The sequence below is a fragment of the Streptomyces sp. NPDC028314 genome (genome assembly GCF_055565795.1).
In genome coordinates this window covers 1-22,669 of record NZ_JBVHTP010000013.1, presented here as the reverse complement: position 1 = coordinate 22,669, position 22,669 = coordinate 1, and the positions used below count along the sequence as shown (strand labels likewise).

Here is a 22,669-nt window from a genome sequence, read left to right as displayed (position 1 = left end):
TCTCGTATTTGATGATGTTTGCGGGACGGGGTTTGAAGTGACTAGTTTGCGGAGCCGCTCATTTCCCCGTCGCAAGGACGATCTTTCATGAAGCAGTCAGCTGCCAAGACCCTCGGTCTCGCCGCCCTCGGTGCCGTCGCCGCCGTCGCCGCCGCCGCCGGTTCCGCCGCCGCCGTACCTGCCGTGGGCCTGACCGACGCGCTCGGCCCGGTCACCCAGGCCGCGCAGGGCCTCACCAGCCAGCAGCACGTGAGCGCCGAGGACGGCCAGAGCGACCCCGCCGCCCCGGTCGGCCAGCTCGCCAACACGATCGGCCCCGCGCTCGGCGGCCTGCCCCTCGGCGGCGCCCTGGGCGGCTGACCCGCGCCGCGAATCGCACGCGAGCACGCGAGGCGCACACTCCTTCGAGCGGGTGTGCGCCCCGTCGTGCCGTGTGCCACGATCACCACCAACTGCCCGCCGACGCACGGGGTATGAGGTCTCGGTCATGCACATGAAGGCACGATTCACGGCACGGCTCACGGCAAGGCGCGCGGCGCGGACCGCGGTGTTCGCACTGCTCCCCGCCCTGCTCCTCGGGACGGCGGGATGCAGCGGCAAGGACGCCCCCGCCGGCGCGAAGGCCCCGGATCCCAAGGGCTCCGCCGCGGCCTCCCCCTCGGGCGCCCCCGGAGCCCCGGCCGCACCGGCCGCGCCGAAGACCGGCGGCACGAAGCTGGAGCGCTCCGCGCTGGAACAGGGCGATCTGCCCGGCTACCAGGTCTCGGCCCAGGGCAAGAACCCGAACGCCCCCGACGGCCAGCCCCAGGCCGACAAGAAGGCCTGCCAGCCGCTCGCGGACATCATGGGCGACAAGCCCGACCCGGTCGCGCGCGAGACCGTCAACCGCGGCGTCGGCTCCCAGAAGCAGGTCGGCCTCGCCGTCTCCGCCTCCGTCAGCTCGTACGCCGAAAGCGACGCCAAACGGCTGATGTCCCGGCTGCGCGACGCGGTCGGCGCCTGCGGCACCGGCTTCTCCGCCACCGTCGAGAAGCAGACCGGCAGCTACCGCGACGTGAAGGCGACCTCGTACAAGACCGCCGGGGACGAGAGCGTCAGCTGGACCACGACCGCCGCCGCCCAGGGCGTCTCGGCGCAGGTCCACCTGGTCGTCGTACGCGAGGGCGACACCGTCGTACGGCTCATGGCCCTCAACGTGGCCGCCGCCGACAAGAAGGGCCAGGTGCCCCAGGAAGTGGCGGACAAGCAGCTGGAAAAGGTCCAGCGGGCGGCCTGAGGGAATTCCCGGCCGGAATACCGGCCCGACCTGCTACCAGGCGGTGTGCGCGGAACCCGTGCCGTACTTCTCGTTCGGCAGCAGGACCCACAGCGCCAGGTAGATCAGGAACTGCGGACCCGGCAGCAGGCACGACAGGACGAAAATGATCCGCATCGTCCTCGTCTTGATTCCGAAACGCTGCGCGAGACCGGCACAGACGCCACCGATCATCCGTCCGTCACGGGGGCGGGTAATCGCGCTCATGGGGTTTCTCCTTCGTATGGGATCGCTTTCCTGCGATGCCTCAATACTCGCGCGGAACCGCCGACAGAACCTCGCTCCAGGGGCCGAGCCCGACCCTGGTAATTCTCGGGGTGTGCCCCTGAGACCGCCGGAGCCGGGCCCTCAGGGCCGGCACCACGGCGAGGTGCGCGAGCACCACCCCGGCGGTGTTCAGCAGCATCGAGTCCACGTCGACCACCTGGCCGGGGACCGACGTCTGCAGCATCAGGATGCTCAGCGAGACCAGCGCACCCGCCGCGGCCGTCCGGGCCAGCGAGGACCACGCGGCCAGCGGGGACGGCGCCAGCCGCCCGCTGACCAGCGGCAGCAGAACCCCGAGCGGAGCCAGCAGGGCCAGACCCTCACCGATCCGCCGGGCCGCCTCCAGCGGCCCGTACGCGAGGTCCGCCCGGATCCCCTCCAGCGGGCTCAGGTTCGCCGCGGCCGCCCAGGGCACGTCCAGTGGTCGCAGGCTCAGCCAGCCGACGAGGAGAAGATGGGCGGCCAGCAGGGCCCCGCCCATGAGCCGGAGCCGGAGATGTATGGCGGCGCTGCCGCCGCCCTCAAGACGCTGCACACCTGCGAGGACGCGCACCCCGGCGGTGGTGGTTCCGGTACTGCGGGAGTGACTCGGGCGCGGCTCAGCCGGTGGCGAGCAGGACGATCAGCGCGACCGCGCCGAGCACGGCCGGCACGATGATCTCGTACGACCACTTCACGGTGACACCGCCCTGCGCACCCGGCCGCGCGGCCCCGCGCTCGGCCAGCTCCTGAAGCTCGTCCACCACCTTGTCGGCGGCGGCCCGCTGCGGCTCGTCGACCGCCGCGACATCCTGCCCCCGCTGCCGGCGCTGGACCTTCTTGCGCTCGCGCAGCGAGACGGGCACGGACCAGAGCTGGTACTTGGCCCCCTCCGCCAGCACCTCGGCCGAATATCCGGCGCGGATCGCGTCGACGGCCGCCCAGGGCAGCTCGACGACCCGGAAGGGGTTGCGCACCCGCATCCGGTCGTCGTTGGCGAAGACCGCGGGCCGGATGGTGAACGCCACGGTCAGCGGCACGGCGAACACCGCGATGGACAGCGCCACCCACCGGGCGGCCCCTTCCCCGCGCACGACGGCGTCCCCGCAGAGCCAGGCGATCAGCGCGAGCATCAGCACCCCGGTGACCACTGCCATGGGGGACCGGTAGACCCGGTCGTCGTAGACCGGTTCTTCAAGGGGCTGCTGGCTGCTCATGCGGTCGATTCTGCACCACGCCGTCTCAGCCCACGAGATCGGCGTACAGGATGATGTTGTCGGGCCGGTGGCCGTCGGTGAGCGCGCCGCCGCAGGTGATGATCCGCAGCTCCGGTCGGGCGGTGTCGCCGTAGACCTTGGCCGTGGGGAACCGCTTCTTGTCGACCTGTTCCAGTTCGCGGACCTTGAAGACGGCCGTGGTCCCGTCGGCCCGGGCGACCGAGATCTCGGAGCCCGTACGGACGCGCGAGACGTCCTTGAGCACCGCCGGTCCGCGCGCGGTGTCGAAGTGCCCGATCAGTACGGCGGGACCGGTCTCGCCGGGGGTGACGCCCTTGGTGTACCAGCCGATCTTGTCCCCGTCGGCCACGGAGGGCACCTCCACCGTGCCGTCGGCGGCCAGCCCCAGCCGCAGCAGCGGGGAGGCGTCCACGCCGGCCGCGGGGATCCGTACGCGTACGGGCTCGGAGGCGGGCAGCGGGGCGGCCGCCACGGGAGCCGCGGGGGCGCTGGTGGGCGTGACCGAGGGCGGGGCGGCGGAGGCTGCGGCGGCTCCGGGCGCGGGCGGGGTGGCGGCGCCGGCGCCGGCCCCGGGCGCAGGCGCAGGCGGGGGCGGGGCGGCGGTGGCCGCGCCGCAGCCGGTCAGGGCGGCGGTGAGGAGGACGGCGGCGAGCAGCGGGCGGACGCGGTGGGCCATGGAGGACTCCGGAACGGCTTTCGGCGGGCCACCGGGTCGGTGGCCCGCCGCAGGAGGGCAGGAGGAAGAGGGGGCGCCGGCCCCGGGCGGCGCGGAGGCGCCCGGGGCGGGACTGCTCCGGGGACCGGCGTCAGCCCCGGGTGGCGCGGCGGCGCCGCAGGACCACGCTGGCGCCCAGGGCGCCGAAGGCGGCGGTCAGGCCGGCGCCGGCCGCCATGGTGGCGGTGTTGCCGGTCTCCGTGACCGTCTCGACCGGGAGCTCGGCGCCCGCGGCGACCGGGCCCTTCGGGACCACCTTCGTCTGGCCCGCGGTCTGCGGCTTCACCGCAGCGGGGGTGGTGGGGGCGGTGGCGGGCTTCGCGGGCGTCGTCACCGGCTTGTCGTCGGCGAACTTGTAGCCCGGCTTGCACCCCTTGGGGAACGCGGGGAAGTCGGCCCGGCCGACCTGGTCGTCGCCGCCCTGCGTCTTCCACTCGAAGACGGGCTTGGCGCCGCTCGGGTTCACGATCCGGGCCATGATGCCCGCGGACTCGTGGACCGAGGGGTGGGTGCGGTCCAGCTCGCCCCAGTTGTAGCTCTCGCCGGCCCCCCGGAGGACCGCCTTCGGGCCCAGCTCGGAGACGTACAGCTGGGCCGACATGCCCGCGCCGATCGCCACCTCCACCGGCCCCGCCTTGCAGTCCGTGCCGGCCTCGCCGGCGGGCAGCGGGTAGGACTTGGCGCTCCCGTCCGCGGCGGTGACGAGGAGCACGGGGGCGGCGCCCGCGGCCTTGGTGAGTTCGAGGTCCAGGCCCTTGGCCTTGCCGTGGAGCTGGGTCCGGTCCAGCTTCGTCACGACGCGGACCAGGTAGGCGTCGCCGGGCTTCCAGGCGGTGCCGACCTCGCGGATCCAGGCCTCGGGGCCCTCCGCCTTGTTGCGCAGCACCGCGACCAGGCCCTCGCCGATGTAGACGGGCTTGCCCTCGTAGCGGCTGCTGTCCGACGCGGCGGCTGACCGGGGGGCCGCGGCGGTCGCGGCGGTCGCGGCGAACGCGGAGCCGGCGGTCGGGAGGAGCACCGCGCCGGCGAGGGCGACGGTGACGATCGAGGTACGGAGGGCGGTACGCATAACGACTCCTTGATGCGTGGGTGAGGAGAGTGGAGGAGAGTCGCATGCCGCGTTGCGTCTGTTTCGGCTTGTTGACCGGTCAGGGGTGGCGGGCTGCTGAAGAGAAATCTATGGATCTTGTACGTGCGGACGATGGGCTTCCTGTCATGGCCGCGTAACAAGAGGCGGATGTGTCGATTCCATATGAATCGGGGGGAGGGGGTGACAGGTCGCTACGCGCGTAGATATGCTCATGTGGTGACCATGCCCACCACCCTCACCGCATTCGCTGACGTGACGACGTCCGACAGCGCGCTGCGCCGCTTCCTGCACGGGCTGCCCGGCGTAGACGCAGTCGGACTGGAGGCCCGCGCGGCCTCCCTCGGCACCCGCTCGATCAAGACGACGGCCAAGGCGTACGCCATCGACCTGGCCATCACGATGATCGACCTGACGACGCTCGAGGGTGCGGACACCCCGGGCAAGGTCCGGGCGCTCTCCGCCAAGGCCGTCAACCCCGATCCGACCGACCGTACGACGCCCATGACCGCCGCGGTCTGCGTCTACCCCGACATGGTGGCCACCGCCAAGGCGGCCCTGAACGGCGCCGACGTCAAGGTGGCCTCCGTCGCCACGGCGTTCCCGGCCGGCCGTGCCGCCCTGCCGGTCAAGCTCGCGGACACGGCCGACGCCGTCGCCGCCGGCGCCGACGAGATCGACATGGTCATCGACCGTGGCGCCTTCCTCGCCGGCCGCTACCTGGAGACCTACGAGCTGATCAAGGCCGTCAAGGAGGCGTGCGTACGCCCCGACGGGACCGCCGCTCGCCTCAAGGTCATCTTCGAGACCGGCGAGCTGTCGACCTACGACAACATCCGCCGCGCCTCCTGGATCGGCATGATGGCCGGCGCCGACTTCATCAAGACGTCCACCGGCAAGGTCGGGGTGAACGCCACCCCCGCCAACACCCTCCTGATGCTCGAAGCCGTACGCGACTTCCGGGCGCAGACTGGAATCCAGATCGGCGTGAAGCCGGCCGGCGGCATCCGGACCACCAAGGACGCCCTCAAGTTCCTGGTCCTGGTCAACGAGACCGTGGGCGAGGACTGGCTGAGCAACCACTGGTTCCGCTTCGGCGCCTCCAGCCTGCTCAACGACCTGTTGATGCAGCGCCAGAAGCTGAGCACCGGCCGTTACTCCGGTCCCGACTACGTGACGGTGGACTGATCACCATGGCATCTGTATTCGAGTACGCACCCGCCCCCGAGTCCCGCTCGGTCGTCGACATCGCGCCCTCCTACGGGCTCTTCATCGACGGAGAGTTCACCGACGCCGCCGACGGCAAGGTCTTCAAGACCGTCTCGCCGTCGTCCGAGGAGGTCCTCGCCGAGGTCGCCCAGGCGGGCGCCGCCGACGTGGACCGCGCCGTGAAGGCCGCCCGGAAGGCCTTCGAGAAGTGGTCCGCGCTGCCCGGTTCCGAGCGCGCGAAGTACCTCTTCCGCATCGCCCGGATCATCCAGGAGCGCAGCCGCGAGCTGGCCGTCCTGGAGACCCTGGACAACGGCAAGCCGATCAAGGAGACCCGCGACGCGGACCTCCCGCTGGTCGCCGCGCACTTCTTCTACTACGCGGGCTGGGCCGACAAGCTCGACCACGCGGGCTACGGCGCGAACCCGCGCCCGCTCGGCGTCGCCGGGCAGGTCATCCCGTGGAACTTCCCGCTGCTGATGCTCGCGTGGAAGATCGCCCCGGCGCTCGCCACCGGCAACACGGTCGTGCTGAAGCCGGCGGAGACGACCCCCCTCTCGGCGCTGTTCTTCGCGGACATCTGCCGCCAGGCGGGCCTGCCCAAGGGCGTCGTCAACATCCTCACCGGCTACGGCGACGCGGGCGCGGCGCTCGTCGAGCACCCGGACGTCAACAAGGTCGCCTTCACCGGCTCGACGGCCGTGGGCAAGAAGATCGCCCGCCACGTCGCCGGCACCGACAAGAAGGTCACCCTGGAGCTGGGCGGCAAGGGCGCCAACATCGTCTTCGACGACGCCCCCATCGACCAGGCCGTCGAGGGCATCGTCAACGGCATCTTCTTCAACCAGGGCCAGGTCTGCTGCGCGGGCTCGCGCCTGCTGGTCCAGGAGTCGATCCACGACGAGCTGCTGGACTCCCTCAAGCGCCGCCTGAGCACCCTTCGCCTGGGCGACCCGCTCGACAAGAACACCGACATCGGCGCGATCAACTCGGCCGAGCAGCTGGCCCGGATCACCGCGCTCGCGGAGACCGGTGAGGCCGAGGGCGCCGAGCGCTGGTCCCCGGCGTGCGAGCTGCCGTCCGCCGGCTACTGGTTCGCCCCGACGCTCTTCACGAACGTCACCCAGGCGCACACCGTCGCCCGTGACGAGATCTTCGGCCCGGTGCTGTCCGTGCTGACCTTCCGCACGCCCGACGAGGCCGTCGCGAAGGCCAACAACAGCCAGTACGGCCTGTCCGCCGGCATCTGGACGGAGAAGGGCTCGCGCATCCTCGCGGTCGCGAACAAGCTCCGCGCGGGTGTGGTGTGGGCCAACACGTTCAACAAGTTCGACCCGACCTCGCCCTTCGGCGGCTACAAGGAGTCGGGCTTCGGGCGCGAAGGCGGCCGTCACGGCCTGGAGGGCTACCTCGATGTCTGAGTCTTCGACGCGTCTGAGCGTCTTCAAGACCTACAAGCTGTACGTCGGGGGCAAGTTCCCCCGCTCCGAGAGCGGCCGGGTGTACGAGGTGAGCGACTCCAAGGGCAACTGGCTGGCCAACGCTCCGCTGTCCTCCCGCAAGGACGCCCGTGACGCGGTCGTCGCCGCCCGCAAGGCGTTCGGCGGCTGGTCGGGCGCGACCGCGTACAACCGCGGCCAGATCCTCTACCGCATCGCCGAGATGCTGGAGGGCCGCCGCGAGCAGTTCGTCCGCGAGGTCGGCGAGGCCGAGGGGCTGTCCAAGTCCAAGGCCGCGGCGGTCGTGGACGCGGCGATCGACCGCTGGGTCTGGTACGCGGGCTGGACCGACAAGATCGGCCAGATCGTGGGCGGGGCCAACCCGGTCGCGGGCCCGTTCTTCAACCTCTCCACCCCGGAGCCGACGGGCGTCGTCACCGTGATCGCCCCGCAGGACTCGTCCTTCCTGGGCCTGATCTCGGTGATCGCCCCGGTCATCGCGACCGGCAACACGGCGATCGTGATCACCTCCGAGAAGTCCCCGCTCCCGGCGCTGTCCCTGGGCGAGGTGCTGGCCACCTCCGACCTGCCCGGCGGCGTGGTCAACATCCTGTCCGGCAAAGCCGGCGAGATGGGCCCGCACCTGGCGTCCCACCAGGACGTCAACGCGATCGACCTGGCGGGTGCCGACGCGGCGCTGGCCAAGGAGCTGGAGATCGCGGCGGCCGACAACCTCAAGCGCGTCCTGCGTCCACAGCCTGTGGACGACTGGAGCGCCGACCCGGGCACGGCGCGGATGACCGCGTTCCTGGAGACCAAGACGGTCTGGCACCCGACGGGTTCGCTGGGCTCGGGCGGGTCCGCGTACTAGGCGGACCGGACCCGCAACCCCTGGACAGGCCCCGGCAGCGACCCCCGTGCTGCCGGGGCCGTTTTTTGCCGGCGGCTTCGCCTCCGGGGCCGCCGGTGTCCCCTTCGGCTCAGCCGCCGGTGCCGGGCGGGGTTACTTGGCGCCGCTCAGGGGGCCGAGGAGGGAGCCCACGGCTGCCGTGGGCAGTTCGCCGACGGACGGGCCCTGCGTCAGCGTGCCGGTGACCATGGAGGTGCCGAGCGCCGGGAAGTCCGCGACCCTGGTGGCCACTCCGTTGTCGAGCGGGTCCACACCGGTGTGGGCGAGCGGGTTCACCTTCAGGTTGGAGATCGGGTCGGCGACACCGGCCAGCGCCGCCGGGACCGAGAGTTCACCGGCCTGGGCGCCGCCTGCGGCCATCGCCAGAGCCGCGCCGGCCATGGTGAGGGTGAGGCCTGCGGTACGGAGGACACCGGTTCCGGTGCCGGCGCCGTTTCCGGGGGCTGCGTGACGTGCCATGAGGATCCCGCCTGTGGTCGTAGTCGCGTGCGCACGCAGCGTAGTGGAGGTGCGGGTGTGGATTCCAACCGGCCGCGCGGATGTGAGAGTCCTCGCAGGGCACGTCGCCGATGTATCGATACCGGGGGTCATGGTTCACACTGGTGTCCCGTGAGCTGTTCCTCTCCTCTGCCTACGCGCGTCGTGCTGTTGACCGGGCCCTCGGGCTCCGGCAAGTCCTCGCTCGCGGCCCGGTCCGGGCTGCCCGTGCTGCGCCTGGACGACTTCTACAAGGAGGGGGACGACCCCACCCTCCCGCTGGTCGAGGGCAGTTCCGACATCGACTGGGACTCCCCGCTGTCGTGGGACGCGGAGGCGGCCATCGCCGCGATCGCGCAACTCTGCGCGGCGGGCCGGACCGAGGTGCCGGTGTACTCCATCGCCACGTCCTCGCGGACCGGCTCCGAGACGCTGGACATATCCCGCACCCCGCTGTTCATCGCGGAGGGGATCTTCGCCGCGGACGTCGTGGCCCGGTGCCAGGAACTGGGGCTGCTGGCCGACGCGATCTGCCTGCGGGGGCGGCCTTCGACCACCTTCCGGCGGCGGCTGACGCGGGATCTGCGCGAGGGGCGCAAGTCCCTGCCGTTCCTGCTGCGCCGGGGCTGGAGGCTGATGCGGGCGGAGCGGGGGATCGTGGCCCGGCACACCGCGCTCGGCGCCCACGCCTGCGGCCGCGACGAGGCCCTCGGCCGCCTGGCCGCCTGCGCGGCCGGCCGCCACCGCGCGGCCGCGACTCCCGCGTAGCCCGGACGCCCGACCACCCGGGACCTGCCGGCCCCGCCGCCGCGGCCGAGGACGGCCGGGCCCCGTTCGGGCCGCGCACGCGAAAAGGCGGGATCACGCGGACCCCCGGCCGCTTGATCCCGCCTTTTCCCCCGTGGCCCCCGTCCCACCCCCGCAGGACGGGCCCCCTGGCCCATGGGTCTTTCCCCCGTTGGTCTTGGTCAGGCGACGAGCTCCCCGAAGGACTCCGCCTCGTCGCGGCCGAAGCTCAGCCCCTCGTCCTCGCGCAGGCGGCGAAGCGAGCGCCAGATGCTCGACTTCACGGTGCCGACGCTGATGCCCAGGATCTCCGCGATCTCCGGGTCGGTCCGGCCCTCGTAGTACCGCAGCACCAGCATCGTGCGCTGCGGCTCCGGGATGCGGGCCAGCGCCTGCCACAGCACCGCGCGCAGTTCCGTACCGCGCATCGCGTCCGTGTCGGAGGCCGTCTCCGGCAGCTCCTCCGTCGGGTACTCGTTCAGCTTCCGCCGACGCCAGGCGCTGATGTGCAGGTTCGTCATCGTGCGCCGCAGGTAGCCGCCGACGGCCGCCTTGTCGCTGATCCGGTCCCAGGCGCGGTAGGTGGAGAACAGCGCGCTCTGCAGCAGGTCCTCCGCCTCGTGGCGGTCGCCGGTGAGGTGGAAGGCCGTCGCGTAGAGGGCGGCGCGCCGCTCCTGGACGTACGCCGTGAACTCCGCCTCCGAGGAGGACGGGATCCGCGGGGCGGGAACCGCCTGGTACGTGTTGGCGTCAATGGCTACAGGGTGCGCCGGTCGCGGACGGGCGACCGTCGCCGTACGGACACCCGCCCGGCGGTTCACATCGTGCAGCCGCGTGACAACCGCGCTGGTGGTGGTGCTGTGCAGCGTGTTCATCTCGCGCCCCCCGTCGTGGAGTCTGCTTCGGTCCGTTCGTTGGTAGAAGCCTGCCCCCCGGACATAACCGGGGTGTCCTTCGACTGTCACAGGCCTGTCACAGCGACCTGTGAGCGGATCCGGGGCGCCGGACGGTCGAACTCCCAACGGCCGATGGGACAGAATGAGCCCGTGCCTTTCCTGTTGCTGATCGAGGACGACGACGCCATCCGCACGGCCCTCGAACTCTCCCTGTCACGCCAGGGCCACCGAGTGGCCACCGCGGCGACGGGCGAGGACGGCCTGAAACTGCTGCGCGAGCAGCGGCCGGACCTGATCGTGCTGGACGTCATGCTGCCCGGGATCGACGGCTTCGAGGTGTGCCGGCGGATCCGGCGCACCGACCAGCTGCCGATCATCCTGCTCACCGCCCGCAGCGACGACATCGATGTCGTCGTCGGTCTGGAGTCCGGTGCCGACGACTACGTGGTCAAGCCCGTCCAGGGCCGGGTGCTCGACGCCCGCATCCGGGCCGTGCTGCGCCGCGGCGAGCGGGAGGCGAGCGATTCCGCCGTCTTCGGTTCCCTGGTCATCGACCGGGCCGCGATGACCGTGACGAAGAACGGCGAGGACCTCCAGCTCACCCCGACCGAGCTGCGCCTGCTGCTGGAACTCAGCCGCAGGCCCGGCCAGGCGCTGTCCCGGCAGCAGTTGCTGCGGCTGGTCTGGGAGCACGACTACCTCGGTGACTCGCGGCTGGTCGACGCCTGCGTGCAGCGGCTGCGCGCCAAGGTCGAAGAGATCCCCTCCTCGCCGACGCTGATCCGCACCGTCCGGGGTGTCGGCTACCGGCTGGACTCACCGCAATGATCAGAGCCCTGTTCGCGGGCCGGCGCTGGACCAGCCTGCGGCTGCGGCTCCTCATGGTGTTCTCCCTGGTCGCGCTGACGGCCGCGGTCTCCGCGTCCGGGATCGCGTACTGGCTCAACCGCGAGGCGGTGCTCACCCGTACCCAGGACGCGGCGCTCGGCGACTTCCGCCAGGAGATGCAGAACCGGGCCGCGGCCCTGCCGGCCGACCCGACCTCCGAGGAACTGCAGCGCACCGCCGAGCTGATGGCGGGCAGCAGCCCCGGCTACAGCGTGCTGCTGGTGCACGAGCGCAAGGACAAGCAGAAGGTGTTCGGCGCGGCGGGCCCCGACGCCTTCGGGCTGAACGACGTACCGAAGTCCCTCCAGCACGCGATCAACGACGAGCAGAAGACCACGGCCGCCAACGACGCCGAGTACCACATGTACTGGCAGCGGACGAAGCCGCGCGGCAATCCGTACCTGGTCGGCGGCACGCGGATCGTGGGCGGCGGGCCGACGGGCTACATGTACAAGTCGCTGGCGCAGGAACGGGACGACCTCAACGCGCTGGGCTGGTCGCTGACCATCGCGACGGGCCTGGCGCTGCTCGGGTCCGCGCTGCTCGCGCAGGCCGCGGCCCGTACCGTACTGAAGCCCGTGCAGCGCCTCGGCGACGCGGCGCGGCGCCTCGGCGAGGGCGAGCTGGACCACCGGCTGGAGGTGTCGGGCACCGACGAACTCGCGGACCTGTCGCACACCTTCAACAAGACGGCCGAGGCGCTGGAGAAGAAGGTCGCGGACATGAGCGCGCGGGAGGAGTCCAGCAGGCGGTTCGTCGCGGACATGTCCCATGAACTGCGGACCCCGCTGACGGCGTTGACGGCGGTGGCCGAGGTGCTGGAGGAGGAGGTCGACGACCTCGATCCGATGATCGCGCCGGCGGTGGCGCTGGTGGTCAGCGAGACCCGGCGGCTGAACGACCTGGTGGAGAACCTGATGGAGGTGACCCGCTTCGACGCGGGGACGGCCCGCCTGGTGCTGGACGACGTGAACGTCGCCGACCAGGTCACGGCGTGCATCGACGCGCGGGCCTGGCTCGACGCCGTCGAACTCGACGCGGAGCGCGGGATCGTGGCCCGGCTCGACCCGCGGCGCCTGGACGTGATCCTGGCCAACCTCATCGGGAACGCGCTCAAGCACGGCGGCTCGCCGGTGCGGGTGTCGCTGGCCGTGGAGGGGGAGTGGCTGGTGATCGTGGTCAAGGACAACGGTCCGGGCATCCCGCAGGACGTCCTGCCGCACGTCTTCGACCGCTTCTACAAGGCGAGCGCGTCCCGCCCCAAGTCGGACGGCAGCGGCCTGGGCCTGTCCATCGCCATGGAGAACGCGCACATCCACGGCGGCGACATCAGCGCCGCCAACGGGCCCGACGGCGGAGCGCTGTTCACGCTGCGGCTGCCGGTGGACGTGGGGAAGGTGATCACCCGTGACGAGGACGCGTAGGGCTCTGGCGGCGGCGGTGGTGCTCCTCGCCGTGTCGGGGTGCGGGATCAGGGCGACCACCGTGCCCGTGGACGTGGGCCCGGCACCCTCGCGGGTGTCGTGCGACACCCCGGCGGAGCCGAGCGGGGTGCAGGGCTTCCGGGCCACGGTGGAACTGGTGTGCGGATCGCAGCTGGTGGGCGTGGAGCGGGTGGTTCCGATCCCCGAGAAGCGGGTGCTGCGGGATCCCGTGGCGCTCGTCGCGCAGGCGCTGCTGGAGGCGCTGGAGCGGACGCCGGGCGGTGAGGAGCGGGACGCCGGCTTCACGACCGGGGTCCCCGCGGGGCTGACGGCGGTCGCGCCGAGGCCGGGCGATCCGGCGGGCGCGGTGCGGCTGAGCCGCAAGCCGGAGGATCTGCCGCCGGTGGCGCTGTCACAGATCGTGTGCACGCTGGCGGGCAGCGAGGCCGTGTCGGCGGGGCCGGGGCCGGTCGTCCTGGGCGGCCCGGACGCGGATCCGCCGCGGGCGTGGGACTGCACGGACGCGGTCCGCTCCCGCCCGGAGTCGATCCCCACCCTGGGCGACGTGGTCCGCCCTTCGGCTTCGCCGTCCGGGTCCTGAGGCGCCGGGAGCGCTGCGGCGCGCTGGCTTTTTCCCCCTCGGCGGCAGCCTCGGTTCGGCGGCTGCCTTGGCTGGGTGCCTGGCTCGGCTGGGTGCTTGGCTCGGCCGACTGGGAGCTTGCCTCGGCTGGGCGCCTGGCCCGGCTGGGCGCCTGCTCCGGCTCGGTGCTTGCCCTGGTTCGGCGCCTGCCTCGGCTCGGCTGCCGCCCCGGCTCGGCGGCTGGCCACCCGATTTTCTGTCCGCGGGCGGTGGGTGGGGAGCGGGGTCCTGGCCGGTCGGCATCGGGGAGGGGCTGGGGGCTTCCCGCCAGTCCATCGTCCTTCCGTGCCGTGCCGGCCCGTCAAGGGCGCTCACTTCGTTCGCGTCGCTGCGCGATCGCCTTCGGCGACCCTTGACAGGCCGTCCCGTCCCGGAAAGACAAAGACTGTCGGGAAGCCCCCAGGAGGACGGTCAGGGGGGACGAGCAGCAGGAACGGCCGCATCAGGGAAGCGGCGCGGCCCTCCGCAGCCAGGCGGGCCCGACATCGGGCCGATATGCGGCCGATCCAGGGCCAGGGGCGGCCTACCCGCACGAAACGGTGACGAGAGCGTCCTGCGGACACCAGGCGCGTCGGATCGCTACCCGCTTCGCACGGCTTGGCGTCCGGCGGCCGTCTGGGGCTGATCGTGGCACCGCCCGGTCGTGGTCAGTTCGGCGGCCACCGCCGGTTCAGGCACACTTCCAAGGTGTCGATGTAGTCGGCGGGCACGATGTTGCCCACTGCGGTGGTGAATTCGAGACCGGACGGGTCACGGATGTAGGCCAGCCGCATCCACCGCTCGGCGCCGGTGCCCGAGACGTTCTCGTTGACCACGGCCATCAGCTCACCTTCGGTGCCGGACGTACTCGTACTGCTCACTCATCGGATGCCCCCTCGAAGGTGTCGAGGAAGCGTTCCCAGCCGACCTGCGCACGGTCGAGTAGGTCCGCACTGGGCTCGACCGTCGCGGCCACTCGGTCGGCGTCTACGGGGATCTGACACATGCGCATCCCTCATTTGCTCACGTTAGGTAGCAGTGCGACTACGACGCTACTCGCAGTTTTTCTGCGAATCAAGAGAAAGTGTCACTCGCAGGATCACTGCGTGTCTGCGACACTGTCTGCGACTCGAAAGGAGCACGTATGAGCGAGGGATTCGGCCTGGTCGTGCGCTTCTCGCTGCGCGACCAGGAATCCGCGATGGCATTCGACGAGCTGTGCGCGGCCACCCTGGAGAGCATCAAGAGTGCGGAGCCGGGCACGCTGGCGTATGTGGTGCACGTACCGGTGGGCGAGCCCCTGGTTCGCGTGTTCTACGAGCTGTACGCGGACCGTGCGGCGTTCGAAGTCCACGAGACGCAGCCGCACACCAAGCACTTCCTGGCCCGGCGGGACCAGTACCTTGCCGATGTCGAGGTCACGTTCCTCGACGTGATCGGCGGGAAGGGAGCGGCGCGGCGGTGAGTTCCGAGGAGCGGCGTGTCTTTGGGGCGCGAGTGGCTGATCTGCGCAGGCAGAAGGGTGTGACGCAGGGGGAACTCGCCTCGGCCATCGGTCGCACCGCGAGCTGGCTGTCACAGGTCGAGCGGGGCATTCAGCCGGTGAACCGCCTGGACGTGCTCCGGCTTCTTGCCGACGGCCTCGGCGTGCCGCTCCAGGTACTCCAGCCCGATGCCCCACGCTCGGCCGATGCCGCGCCGTCGTCCGGGATGGAGGCGGAGGCGGAGGCGAATGACCTTGACCAGGCCCGTCTGTTGCTCTCCGGGCATCCCGCGCTCGATGTCCTTCTGAATCCGTGTCACGAATTCCAGCCCGACGGCCTCGTCGGCCTTCGAGCGTCGGTGGACGCGATCTGGAAACTCACCCACCGTGCCGAGTTCGCCGAACTGAGCACGGCGGTGAGCGTGTTGGTTCCCAGGTTGGAGCGGGCCTGCCGTATCGCGCCGGCCGAGTACCGACCCGAACTGCACGATCTGCTGGCGAGGACCTACCAGGCCCTCGCCGCGGCCTTCGTGCGCCAGCACGAGGCGGATGCCGCATGGGTCGCGGCGGACCGGGCGATTCGTGAGGCCGAGCTCTCCGGCGATCCGCTGAGCGTGTTCGCCGGTGTCTACCGGCTGTGTCACGCCTTTGTGCGTCTGAAGCACCTCGACCAGGCGGAGCGTGCCGCCTCCACGGCAATCAGCGCCATCGAACGCGCCGGGATCAGCGAGCCCACACCTCAGTATCTTTCCGTCCTGGGGTCGCTGCACCTGGTGCTGGCACTCGTACATGCCCGTTCGGGCGCGAGATCTTCCGCGCGGCAGCAGATCGACGCCGCTCGAAGCGTCGGCCGGCGGCTGGGCGAGGACCGCAACGACTTCAACCTCGAATTCGGTCCGACGAACGTGGAGATCCAGGCCGTCTCGACCGCAGTCGACCTGGGCGACGCGGGTGAGGCTCTCGACCTCGCCACGGGACTCCGTACGGAGGGCCTGTCCGCCGAGCGGCGGGCCCGCCTGCTGATGGACACGGGCCGAGCCCACGCACAACGCCGCCAGTACGCGGACGCACTCGACTGCCTGCTGCGCGCCGAGGAACTGGCACCCGAGATGATCCGTACCCACATCGCGGCCCGTACGGTCATCAGCGACCTCGTGCTCGGCGCAGGACGTACCGCGTCCGACGAACTCCGGGCTCTGGCCGAGCGCACGGACAGCCTCGGTTGAGCGCGATGGCCGGGCCGTCGGCACCCTTCGGGAATGCCGTCGGCCCCCTCAGCGGGAGCTGAGGGGGCCGACGGCGTTGCAGGGGGCGCGGCGGGGAGGCTAGATGCCCGCGGCCGCCGAGAGGTCCTTCTTGATCGCGTCCAGGATCTCCTGTCCGCGGGTGCGGGCCGGGGCCAGGTCGGAGGCTTCCGCCACCGGGACCACGACCTCCAGGTAGCACTTCAGCTTCGGCTCCGTGCCGGACGGGCGGACGATCACCCGGGCCTTGTGGTCGCCGTCCAGGTAGTACCGCAGGCCGTCCGTCGGCGGGAGGGACTCCGTGCCCTGGTTCAGGTCCTCCGCCGAGACGACCCGCAGGCCCGCGAGGGAGGTCGGGGGCTCGGCCCGGAGCTGTGCCATCGCCGAGGCGATGACCGACAGGTCCGACACGCGGACCGACAGCTGGTCGGTGGCGTGCAGCCCGTGGGCCATCGCCAGGTCGTCCAGCAGGTCGGTCAGGGTGCGGCCCTGCTCCTTGAGCTCCGAGGCCAGCTCCGCCACCAGCAGGGCGGCCGTGACGCCGTCCTTGTCGCGGACGCCCTCGGGGTCCACGCAGTAGCCGAGCGCCTCCTCGTAGCCGTACCGCAGGCCCTCGACGCGGGCGATCCACTTGAAGCCCGTCAGGGTCTCCTCGTAGCCCACGCCCGCCGCGTCCGCGATCCGGCCCAGCAGGGACGAGGAGACGATGGACTCCGCGAAGACGCCCCGCGCACCCTTGTGGACCAGGTGGGCGGCCAGCAGCGCGCCGACCTCGTCGCCGCGCAGCATCCGCCACCCGCCGTCGCCGTCGGGGACGGCCACGGCGCAGCGGTCCGCGTCGGGGTCGTTCGCGATCACGATGTCCGGGTTCACCTCGGCGGCCTTCGCGAAGGACAGGTCCATCGCACCCGGCTCCTCCGGGTTGGGGAAGGCGACCGTCGGGAAGGCCGGGTCCGGCTCGGCCTGCTCGGCGACGAGTACGGGCTCCGGGAAGCCGTGCCGGGCGAAGGCCGCCATCACGACGTCCTTGCCGACGCCGTGCATGGCCGTGTAGACGGTCCGCACCCCGCGGGGGGACCCGGGGGTCAGGACGGCGTCCGTACGGGCCAGGTAGGCCTCCAGGACCTCGTCGCCGAGGGCCTCCCAGCCGGACTCCGGACGGGGGACGGAGGCGAGGGCGGTGATCCGCCCGATCTCCGCCGCGATCTCGACGTCCGCGGGGGAGACGATCTGGGAGCCGTCGCCGAGGTAGACCTTGTAGCCGTTGTCCCGGGGAGGGTTGTGGCTCGCGGTCACCTCGACGCCGGCGACGGCGCCCAGGTGCCTTATGGCGTACGCGAGGACGGGCGTCGGCAGCGGGCGGGGCAGGACGGCCGCGCGCAGCCCGGCACCGGTCATCACGGCGGCGGTGTCGCGGGCGAAGTCCGCCGACTTGTAGCGCGCGTCGTAGCCGACCACGACCAGGCCGCCGTCGTGGCCCTGGGCCTTCAGGTAGGCCGCCAGGCCCGCCGCGGCCCGGATGACCACGTTGCGGTTCATCCGCATCGGGCCCGCGCCCAGCTCACCGCGCAGTCCGGCGGTGCCGAACTGGAGCATGCCGGAGAAGCGGTCCGCGAGCTCCGCGGTGTCCCCGGCCTCGATGAGCGCGCGCAGCTCGGCCGCGGTCTCCGGGTCCGGGTCTTCCGCCAGCCAGGCCTGGGCCCGGGTGATCAGGTCGTCCTGTTCCTGCACTACTTCCGCCTTACCTCTCGTACGGTGCGGGTGCCTGTCCCGTGTCAGATGCGGGCGAGGACCTGGGTCAGCAGCTTGCCCATGCGCGCGGCCGAGTCACGGCCGGCCTGGAGCACCTCTTCGTGGTTGAGGGGCTCGCCGGAGATGCCCGCCGCCAGGTTGGTGACCAGGGAGATGCCGAGCACCTCGGCGCCGGCCTCACGGGCGGCGATGGCCTCCAGCACGGTGGACATGCCGACCAGGTCGGCGCCCATGACGCGGATCATGTTGATCTCGGCCGGGGTCTCGTAGTGCGGGCCGGGGAACTGGACGTAGACGCCCTCTTCGAGGGTCTCGTCGATCTCCTTGCACATCGCGCGCAGGCGCGGCGAGTAGAGGTCGGTGAGGTCCACGAAGTTCGCGCCGACGATCGGCGAGGTGGCCGTCAGGTTGAGGTGGTCGCTGATCAGGACGGGCTGGCCGGGCTTCATGCCCTCGCGCAGACCGCCGCAGCCGTTGGTCAGGACGACGGTCTTGCAGCCCGCGGCGACGGCGGTGCGCACGCCGTGGGCGACGGCGGCGACGCCGCGGCCCTCGTAGTAGTGGGTCCGGCCGAGGAAGAGCAGCGCGCGCTTGTCGCCGATCTTGTACGAGCGGATCTTGCCGCCGTGGCCCTCGACCGCGGGCGGCGGGAAGCCGGGCAGCTCGGTGACGGGGAACTCGGCCTCGGGCGCACCGAGCGCCTCTGCGGCGGGGGCCCAGCCGGAGCCCATGACGAGGGCGACATCGTGGGTTTCGGCGCCGGTCAGCTCACGCAGGCGGGCGGCTGCGGCGGTGGCGTCGGCGAAGGGGTCGGTAACAGATGCGTTCACGCTGACGAGCGTAACCCGTCCGGGCCTACGCGCGTAGATGGCACAGCTCACGGTGTTCGGATCGTTGCCTTGTCGTTTCCGCCGAAAAGTCCCGGGCGGTGGCGGCGGGCGGTGCGGAGCACCCCGTGCGGCCCCGGCCGCACCCCGGACAGGGCCTAACAAGGGCGCTTGCGGAGTTCCATCACGTAGTCGTGCGGGGCGCCGGCGGACTCGGCCGCGTCCGCGATCTCGCCGAGGTAGCGCGCCGAGGGAAGGCCGCCCTCGTAGCCGTTCAGGACGTAGACCCAGGCCGCTTCCTCGCCGTCCAGGGTGTGGACCCGTACCCGCATCCGGCGGTAGATGTCGAGCCCGACGCCCTCCCAGCGGTCCAGCGAGTCCTCGTCCAGCGGGGCGACGTCGTAGAGGGCGACGAAGACCTGGTGGCGCGGGGCTTCGACGATCGTGGCGAGTGCGCCCTCCCAGCCCATCTGCTCGCCGCCGAAGGTCAGCCGCCAGTCGTTGATCCAGCCCGTGCCGCGCAGCGGCGAATGGGGAGCGCGGCGCGTCATCAGCCGCGGGTCGAGGTTGCCGGCGTACGCGGCGTAGAGCGACATGAGGTCGAGGGTACGGGAGGGGCGGGGATGACGGAGCTGCGGCCGGGCACGGGGCCGCCGTCCCGGATGGCGGGACCGGGCGCGAAGCACCTTGAAGCGTGCGGGACAATGGGGCACGGAATGCATCCCCCGGGGAGACCCCCCGGAAGCCCCGGCCGGGGCGGCAGCCGGCCGGGTAGACGTGAGGCGGAGTTTTCGTGACCCGGATCGTGATCATCGGCGGCGGACCCGGCGGGTATGAGGCGGCCCTGGTGGGGGCCCAGCTCGGCGCGGAGGTGACCGTCGTCGACTGCGACGGTCTGGGCGGTGCGTCGGTGCTCACCGACTGCGTGCCATCGAAGACCCTCATCGCGACCGCCGAGGTCATGACGACCTTCGACTCGTCGTACGAGGAGCTGGGGATCGTCGTCGCGGACGACACCCCGCACATCGAGCAGGCCGCGCGCGTCGTCGGCGTCGACCTCGGCAAGGTGAACCGGCGTGTCAAGCGCCTCGCGCTCGCCCAGTCCCACGACATCACCGCCTCCGTGACCCGGGCCGGCGCCCGCGTCATGCGCGGCCGCGGCAAGCTCGGCGGCCCGCAGGGCATCGACGGCACCCGGGACGTCATCGTCACGGCCGCCGACGGCTCGGAGACGATCCTGACCGCCGACGCCGTGCTGATCGCGACCGGCGGCACCCCCCGTGAGATCCCGGACGCGATGCCCGACGGGGAGCGGATCCTGAACTGGACCCAGGTCTACGACCTGGAAGAGCTCCCCGAGGAGCTCATCGTGGTCGGCTCCGGCGTCACCGGCGCCGAGTTCGCCGGCGCGTACCAGGCCCTCGGGTCCCGGGTGACCCTGGTGTCCTCCCGCGACCGCGTGCTGCCGGGGGAGGACCCCGACGCGGCCGCCGTCCTGGAGGACGTCTTCCGCCGCCGCGGCATGAACGTCATCGGCCGCTCCCGCGCCGAGTCCGCCAAGCGCGTCGGGGACCGGGTCGAGGTCACCCTGTCCGACGGCCGGGTCATCACCGGCACGCACTGCCTGATGGCGGTCGGCGCGATCCCGAACACGCGGAACATGAACCTGGAGGAGTCCGGGGTCCGGCTCAAGGAGTCCGGGCACATCTGGACCGACAAGGTCTCCCGTACGTCCTCGCCCGGCGTGTACGCCGCCGGTGACGTGACCGGGGTGTTCGCGCTCGCCTCCGTGGCCGCTATGCAGGGCCGCATCGCGATGTACCACTTCCTCGGCGACGCGGTGGCGCCGCTGAACCTCAAGACGGTCTCCTCGAACGTCTTCACCGACCCCGAGATCGCCACCGTCGGCTACACCCAGGCCGACGTGGACTCCGGCAAGATCGACGCCCGTGTGGTGAAGCTGCCGCTGCTGCGCAACCCGCGCGCCAAGATGCAGGGCATCCGGGACGGCTTCGTGAAGATGTTCTGCCGTCCGGGCACCGGCATCGTGGTCGGCGGCGTGGTCGTGTCGCCGCGGGCGAGCGAACTGATCCACCCGATCTCGATCGCGGTCGACAACAACCTGACGGTCGAGCAGATCGCAAACGCGTTCACCGTGTACCCCTCGCTGTCCGGTTCGATCGCCGAGGTCGCTCGCCAGCTGCACACCCGGAAGATCGCCGGGGAGGCGTAGGCGCCGCCAACCGCCGTTCTCCACAAGGGGCTTGGGGTCACCCGGGGTGACGTGGCGGACTGTTCACGGAACTGTCCGGCCGCGTATACCACTAGTCGACCCAACTTATGGACAACATCGGTATTCCGGCGCAAGGAGCTGAAAGTAGACGGTCGTTGGGGTTACTGTCAGTTTCGTGTTCGCTGCAGAACGTCGCCAATTGATCCTCGAAATGGTGCGGGCCAACGGAGCGGTATCGCTCCGTGAGCTCGCCCGCGTCGTCCAGACCTCCGAAGTGACCGTACGGCGGGACGTGCGGGCACTGGAGGCAGAAGGACTCCTCGACCGCCGGCACGGCGGTGCGGTCTTGCCGGGCGGATTCACGCGGGAGTCCGGCTTTCCGCAAAAGTCCCATCTCGCGACGGCGGAGAAGACCGCCATTGCCGATGTCGCCGCCTCCCTCGTGGAAGAGGGCGAGGCGGTCGTCGTCGGCGCGGGCACCACGACCCAGGAGCTGGCCCGCCGGCTCGCCCGGGTGCCCGGACTGACCGTCGTCACCAACTCGCTGCTCGTCGCCCAGGCGCTGGCCCATGCCAACCGGGTGGAGGTGGTGATGACCGGCGGCACCCTGCGCGGGTCCAACTACGCGCTCGTCGGCAGCGGAGCCGAACAGTCCCTCCAGGGGCTCCGGGTGTCCCGGGCCTTCCTGTCCGGGAGCGGTCTGACCGCCGAACGCGGGCTGTCCACGTCCAACATGCTCTCCGCGAGCGTGGACCGGGCGCTGGTACAGGCGGCCGCGGAGGTGGTCGTACTCGCCGACCACACGAAGCTCGGTACGGACACCATGTTCCAGACCGTGCCCACGGACGTGATGACGCGGCTGGTGACGGACGAGCCGCCCCCGCACGACGACCGGGCGGCCACGGAGCTGCAGGCGCTGGCCGATCAGGGCGTGCAGATCACGGTGGCCGGTGCGGCAGCCTCCGGCGGCGGGGACGGGATGCAGGGGCGCCGGCCCCGGCGGGAGTCCCCGCTGCCGGTGCAGCGCCGCGGAGGGCCGACCGCGCAGCTGCGGAGCGCGCCCGCCGGGCTGCTGGAGCAGCAGGCGGGCGAGCGCGCGCGGGTCGCGGACATGCGGCGCCGCTAGCCGCTACGGGCGGGTACATGCGGCGCCGCTGGCCGCTGGCCGCTACGGGTGGCGGGCCGGGCGGTGTCATACGAAGGCCCCGCCCGGGCGGACCGGGCGGGGCCTTCGCATGTCGCATGGGACCGGTGTCAGTCCTTGATCTCGCAGATGGTGGCGCCCGAGGTGACGGAGGCGCCGACTTCGGCCTTGAGGCCGACGATGGTGCCGGAGCGGTGCGCGTTGAGCGGCTGCTCCATCTTCATGGCTTCGAGTACGACGACCAGGTCGCCCTCGTTGACCTGCTGGCCCTCCTCGACCGCGACCTTGACGATCGTGCCCTGCATCGGGGACGCCAGGGTGTCGCCGGAGGCGGCCGGGCCGGACTTCTTGGCGGCGCGCCGCTTCGGCTTCGCACCGCCCGCGGCCGCCGTGCGGGCCAGGGTCATGCCCAGCGAGGACGGAAGCGAGACCTCCAGGCGCTTGCCGCCGACCTCGACGACGACCGTCTCGCGGCCGGGCTCCTCGTCGGACTCCTCGGCGGCCGGAGCCACGAACGCCTTGATGTCGTTGACGAACTCGGTTTCGATCCAGCGGGTGTGGACCGTGAAGGGTCCTTCCGCGGGGGCGAAGGCGGGGTCGGTGACGACGGCGCGGTGGAAGGGGACGGCGGTGGCCATGCCCTCGATCTCGAACTCGGCGAGGGCGCGGGCGGCGCGCTGGAGGGCCTGTTCGCGGGTGGCGCCGGTGACGATCAGTTTGGCGAGGAGGGAGTCCCA

At 71.7% G+C, this 22,669-nt stretch carries 26 protein-coding genes; 13 read left to right on the top strand and 13 right to left on the bottom strand.

Going from position 1 to position 22,669, the window contains the following annotated elements; translation table 11 throughout:
- Window positions 1-87 precede the first annotated feature (87 nt).
- Complete coding sequence (locus tag ACZ4TG_RS27380; RefSeq protein WP_468167363.1) at window positions 88-360, top strand: hypothetical protein; 273 nt, start codon at window positions 88-90, stop codon at window positions 358-360.
- Between the two features lie 133 nt (window positions 361-493).
- A complete protein-coding gene (locus tag ACZ4TG_RS27375) occupies window positions 494-1,276 on the top strand; it encodes a hypothetical protein (protein ID WP_468167361.1) in 783 nt (260 codons plus the stop codon).
- Window positions 1,277-1,309: 33 nt separating this feature from the next.
- Here ACZ4TG_RS27375 and ACZ4TG_RS27370 read toward each other — a convergent pair whose 3' ends face one another.
- The 5 genes from ACZ4TG_RS27370 to ACZ4TG_RS27350 all read right to left on the bottom strand — a co-directional run bounded on the left by ACZ4TG_RS27370 (window position 1,310) and on the right by ACZ4TG_RS27350 (window position 4,583).
- Window positions 1,310-1,522, bottom strand: a complete 213-nt coding sequence (locus ACZ4TG_RS27370) for a PspC domain-containing protein (protein ID WP_468167359.1) — start codon at window positions 1,520-1,522, stop codon at window positions 1,310-1,312.
- A gap of 40 nt (window positions 1,523-1,562) precedes the next feature.
- On the bottom strand, window positions 1,563-2,117 hold the full coding sequence (locus ACZ4TG_RS27365) for a VanZ family protein (protein ID WP_468167357.1): 555 nt from the start codon (window positions 2,115-2,117) through the stop codon (window positions 1,563-1,565).
- Between the two features lie 64 nt (window positions 2,118-2,181).
- Window positions 2,182-2,778 carry a PH domain-containing protein gene (locus tag ACZ4TG_RS27360; protein ID WP_468167355.1) on the bottom strand — a complete coding sequence of 199 codons (597 nt, stop codon included), beginning with the start codon at window positions 2,776-2,778 and terminating at the stop codon, window positions 2,182-2,184.
- 25 nt (window positions 2,779-2,803) lie between these two features.
- Window positions 2,804-3,475, bottom strand: a complete 672-nt coding sequence (locus tag ACZ4TG_RS27355; protein WP_468167353.1) for a class F sortase — start codon at window positions 3,473-3,475, stop codon at window positions 2,804-2,806.
- A 130-nt stretch (window positions 3,476-3,605) separates the two neighbouring features.
- A complete protein-coding gene (locus ACZ4TG_RS27350) occupies window positions 3,606-4,583 on the bottom strand; it encodes a hypothetical protein (RefSeq protein ID WP_468167351.1) in 978 nt (325 codons plus the stop codon).
- Between the two features lie 243 nt (window positions 4,584-4,826).
- On the opposite strand from ACZ4TG_RS27350, the gene deoC reads away from it, so the two are divergent.
- The 3 genes from deoC to ACZ4TG_RS27335 are packed head-to-tail and all read left to right on the top strand — an operon-like array spanning window position 4,827 to window position 8,120.
- Complete coding sequence (deoC, locus tag ACZ4TG_RS27345) at window positions 4,827-5,789, top strand: deoxyribose-phosphate aldolase (RefSeq protein ID WP_468167728.1); 963 nt, start codon at window positions 4,827-4,829, stop codon at window positions 5,787-5,789.
- Between the two features lie 5 nt (window positions 5,790-5,794).
- Window positions 5,795-7,231: an aldehyde dehydrogenase family protein gene (locus ACZ4TG_RS27340; protein WP_362800398.1), complete on the top strand. Its 1,437-nt coding sequence runs from the start codon at window positions 5,795-5,797 to the stop codon at window positions 7,229-7,231.
- On the top strand, window positions 7,224-8,120 hold the full coding sequence (locus ACZ4TG_RS27335) for an aldehyde dehydrogenase family protein (RefSeq protein WP_468167348.1): 897 nt from the start codon (window positions 7,224-7,226) through the stop codon (window positions 8,118-8,120). Before ACZ4TG_RS27340 ends, ACZ4TG_RS27335 begins: the two co-directional genes overlap by 8 nt.
- A 132-nt stretch (window positions 8,121-8,252) precedes the next feature.
- On the opposite strand, the gene ACZ4TG_RS27330 is transcribed toward ACZ4TG_RS27335, so the two are convergent.
- Complete coding sequence (locus ACZ4TG_RS27330; protein WP_468167346.1) at window positions 8,253-8,618, bottom strand: hypothetical protein; 366 nt, start codon at window positions 8,616-8,618, stop codon at window positions 8,253-8,255.
- A 114-nt stretch (window positions 8,619-8,732) separates the two neighbouring features.
- On the opposite strand from ACZ4TG_RS27330, the gene ACZ4TG_RS27325 reads away from it, so the two are divergent.
- The gene (locus ACZ4TG_RS27325) at window positions 8,733-9,404 is read left to right on the top strand and encodes a uridine kinase family protein (RefSeq protein ID WP_468167726.1); all 672 of its coding nucleotides are present in this window, start codon (window positions 8,733-8,735) and stop codon (window positions 9,402-9,404) included.
- Window positions 9,405-9,604: 200 nt separating this feature from the next.
- Here the strand turns inward: ACZ4TG_RS27325 and ACZ4TG_RS27320 are convergent, their stop codons facing one another.
- Complete coding sequence (locus ACZ4TG_RS27320) at window positions 9,605-10,297, bottom strand: SigE family RNA polymerase sigma factor (protein ID WP_468167344.1); 693 nt, start codon at window positions 10,295-10,297, stop codon at window positions 9,605-9,607.
- 171 nt (window positions 10,298-10,468) lie between these two features.
- Between ACZ4TG_RS27320 and afsQ1 the strand changes: the two genes are divergently transcribed.
- From afsQ1 to ACZ4TG_RS27305, 3 genes are read left to right on the top strand one after another with little or no spacing between them, the layout of a single operon-like run.
- Window positions 10,469-11,146: a two-component system response regulator AfsQ1 gene (afsQ1, locus tag ACZ4TG_RS27315; RefSeq protein ID WP_468167342.1), complete on the top strand. Its 678-nt coding sequence runs from the start codon at window positions 10,469-10,471 to the stop codon at window positions 11,144-11,146.
- The gene (locus ACZ4TG_RS27310; protein ID WP_468167340.1) at window positions 11,143-12,630 is read left to right on the top strand and encodes a HAMP domain-containing sensor histidine kinase; all 1,488 of its coding nucleotides are present in this window, start codon (window positions 11,143-11,145) and stop codon (window positions 12,628-12,630) included. The genes afsQ1 and ACZ4TG_RS27310 overlap by 4 nt, the downstream gene beginning before the upstream one ends.
- Window positions 12,614-13,231, top strand: coding sequence for a hypothetical protein (locus ACZ4TG_RS27305; protein WP_468167338.1), 618 nt, complete (start codon window positions 12,614-12,616; stop codon window positions 13,229-13,231). Before ACZ4TG_RS27310 ends, ACZ4TG_RS27305 begins: the two co-directional genes overlap by 17 nt.
- Before the next feature lie 686 nt (window positions 13,232-13,917).
- Here the strand turns inward: ACZ4TG_RS27305 and ACZ4TG_RS27300 are convergent.
- Together ACZ4TG_RS27300 and ACZ4TG_RS27295 are read right to left on the bottom strand one after the other, a co-directional pair.
- Entirely contained in the window at window positions 13,918-14,130 is a 213-nt protein-coding gene (locus ACZ4TG_RS27300) for a hypothetical protein (protein ID WP_468167754.1), read from the bottom strand.
- Window positions 14,127-14,255, bottom strand: a complete 129-nt coding sequence (locus ACZ4TG_RS27295) for a hypothetical protein (RefSeq protein WP_468167336.1) — start codon at window positions 14,253-14,255, stop codon at window positions 14,127-14,129. The genes ACZ4TG_RS27300 and ACZ4TG_RS27295 overlap by 4 nt, the downstream gene beginning before the upstream one ends.
- Window positions 14,256-14,393: 138 nt before the next feature.
- Here ACZ4TG_RS27295 and ACZ4TG_RS27290 point away from each other — a divergent pair, with 138 nt between their 5' ends.
- Together ACZ4TG_RS27290 and ACZ4TG_RS27285 are read left to right on the top strand one after the other, a co-directional pair.
- Window positions 14,394-14,714, top strand: a complete 321-nt coding sequence (locus tag ACZ4TG_RS27290) for a putative quinol monooxygenase (protein WP_468167334.1) — start codon at window positions 14,394-14,396, stop codon at window positions 14,712-14,714.
- Window positions 14,711-15,958, top strand: coding sequence for a helix-turn-helix domain-containing protein (locus ACZ4TG_RS27285; RefSeq protein ID WP_468167332.1), 1,248 nt, complete (start codon window positions 14,711-14,713; stop codon window positions 15,956-15,958). The genes ACZ4TG_RS27290 and ACZ4TG_RS27285 overlap by 4 nt, the downstream gene beginning before the upstream one ends.
- A gap of 99 nt (window positions 15,959-16,057) precedes the next feature.
- Here ACZ4TG_RS27285 and ACZ4TG_RS27280 read toward each other — a convergent pair whose 3' ends face one another.
- From ACZ4TG_RS27280 to ACZ4TG_RS27270, 3 genes are all read right to left on the bottom strand, one after another.
- Window positions 16,058-17,707, bottom strand: a complete 1,650-nt coding sequence (locus ACZ4TG_RS27280; protein ID WP_468167330.1) for a phospho-sugar mutase — start codon at window positions 17,705-17,707, stop codon at window positions 16,058-16,060.
- Between the two features lie 44 nt (window positions 17,708-17,751).
- Window positions 17,752-18,558: a purine-nucleoside phosphorylase gene (locus tag ACZ4TG_RS27275; RefSeq protein ID WP_266949447.1), complete on the bottom strand. Its 807-nt coding sequence runs from the start codon at window positions 18,556-18,558 to the stop codon at window positions 17,752-17,754.
- Window positions 18,559-18,713: 155 nt separating this feature from the next.
- The gene (locus ACZ4TG_RS27270; RefSeq protein ID WP_468167328.1) at window positions 18,714-19,151 is read right to left on the bottom strand and encodes a gamma-glutamylcyclotransferase family protein; all 438 of its coding nucleotides are present in this window, start codon (window positions 19,149-19,151) and stop codon (window positions 18,714-18,716) included.
- Window positions 19,152-19,348: 197 nt separating this feature from the next.
- Between ACZ4TG_RS27270 and ACZ4TG_RS27265 the strand changes: the two genes are divergently transcribed.
- On the top strand, window positions 19,349-20,788 hold the full coding sequence (locus ACZ4TG_RS27265; protein WP_468167326.1) for an NAD(P)H-quinone dehydrogenase: 1,440 nt from the start codon (window positions 19,349-19,351) through the stop codon (window positions 20,786-20,788).
- A 211-nt stretch (window positions 20,789-20,999) separates the two neighbouring features.
- Complete coding sequence (locus ACZ4TG_RS27260) at window positions 21,000-21,914, top strand: DeoR/GlpR family DNA-binding transcription regulator (protein WP_468167724.1); 915 nt, start codon at window positions 21,000-21,002, stop codon at window positions 21,912-21,914.
- A 128-nt stretch (window positions 21,915-22,042) separates the two neighbouring features.
- On the opposite strand, the gene ACZ4TG_RS27255 is transcribed toward ACZ4TG_RS27260, so the two are convergent.
- Window positions 22,043-22,669: biotin/lipoyl-containing protein (locus ACZ4TG_RS27255; RefSeq protein ID WP_468167324.1), on the bottom strand; the 627-nt coding region annotated here is incomplete at its 5' end.

Coding starts and splice junctions, on each gene's coding strand:
- ACZ4TG_RS27310 (WP_468167340.1), top strand. CDS start 11,143: ATGATCAGAGCCCTGTTCGCGGGCCGGCGCTGGACCAGCCTGCGGCTG.
- ACZ4TG_RS27350 (WP_468167351.1), bottom strand. CDS start 4,583: ATGCGTACCGCCCTCCGTACCTCGATCGTCACCGTCGCCCTCGCCGGC.
- ACZ4TG_RS27335 (WP_468167348.1), top strand. CDS start 7,224: ATGTCTGAGTCTTCGACGCGTCTGAGCGTCTTCAAGACCTACAAGCTG.
- ACZ4TG_RS27360 (WP_468167355.1), bottom strand. CDS start 2,778: ATGAGCAGCCAGCAGCCCCTTGAAGAACCGGTCTACGACGACCGGGTC.
- ACZ4TG_RS27295 (WP_468167336.1), bottom strand. CDS start 14,255: ATGTGTCAGATCCCCGTAGACGCCGACCGAGTGGCCGCGACGGTCGAG.
- ACZ4TG_RS27270 (WP_468167328.1), bottom strand. CDS start 19,151: ATGTCGCTCTACGCCGCGTACGCCGGCAACCTCGACCCGCGGCTGATG.
- ACZ4TG_RS27340 (WP_362800398.1), top strand. CDS start 5,795: ATGGCATCTGTATTCGAGTACGCACCCGCCCCCGAGTCCCGCTCGGTC.
- deoC (WP_468167728.1), top strand. CDS start 4,827: ATGCCCACCACCCTCACCGCATTCGCTGACGTGACGACGTCCGACAGC.
- ACZ4TG_RS27370 (WP_468167359.1), bottom strand. CDS start 1,522: ATGAGCGCGATTACCCGCCCCCGTGACGGACGGATGATCGGTGGCGTC.
- ACZ4TG_RS27330 (WP_468167346.1), bottom strand. CDS start 8,618: ATGGCACGTCACGCAGCCCCCGGAAACGGCGCCGGCACCGGAACCGGT.
- ACZ4TG_RS27380 (WP_468167363.1), top strand. CDS start 88: ATGAAGCAGTCAGCTGCCAAGACCCTCGGTCTCGCCGCCCTCGGTGCC.
- ACZ4TG_RS27260 (WP_468167724.1), top strand. CDS start 21,000: ATGGTGCGGGCCAACGGAGCGGTATCGCTCCGTGAGCTCGCCCGCGTC.
- ACZ4TG_RS27355 (WP_468167353.1), bottom strand. CDS start 3,475: ATGGCCCACCGCGTCCGCCCGCTGCTCGCCGCCGTCCTCCTCACCGCC.
- ACZ4TG_RS27375 (WP_468167361.1), top strand. CDS start 494: ATGAAGGCACGATTCACGGCACGGCTCACGGCAAGGCGCGCGGCGCGG.
- ACZ4TG_RS27290 (WP_468167334.1), top strand. CDS start 14,394: ATGAGCGAGGGATTCGGCCTGGTCGTGCGCTTCTCGCTGCGCGACCAG.
- ACZ4TG_RS27320 (WP_468167344.1), bottom strand. CDS start 10,297: ATGAACACGCTGCACAGCACCACCACCAGCGCGGTTGTCACGCGGCTG.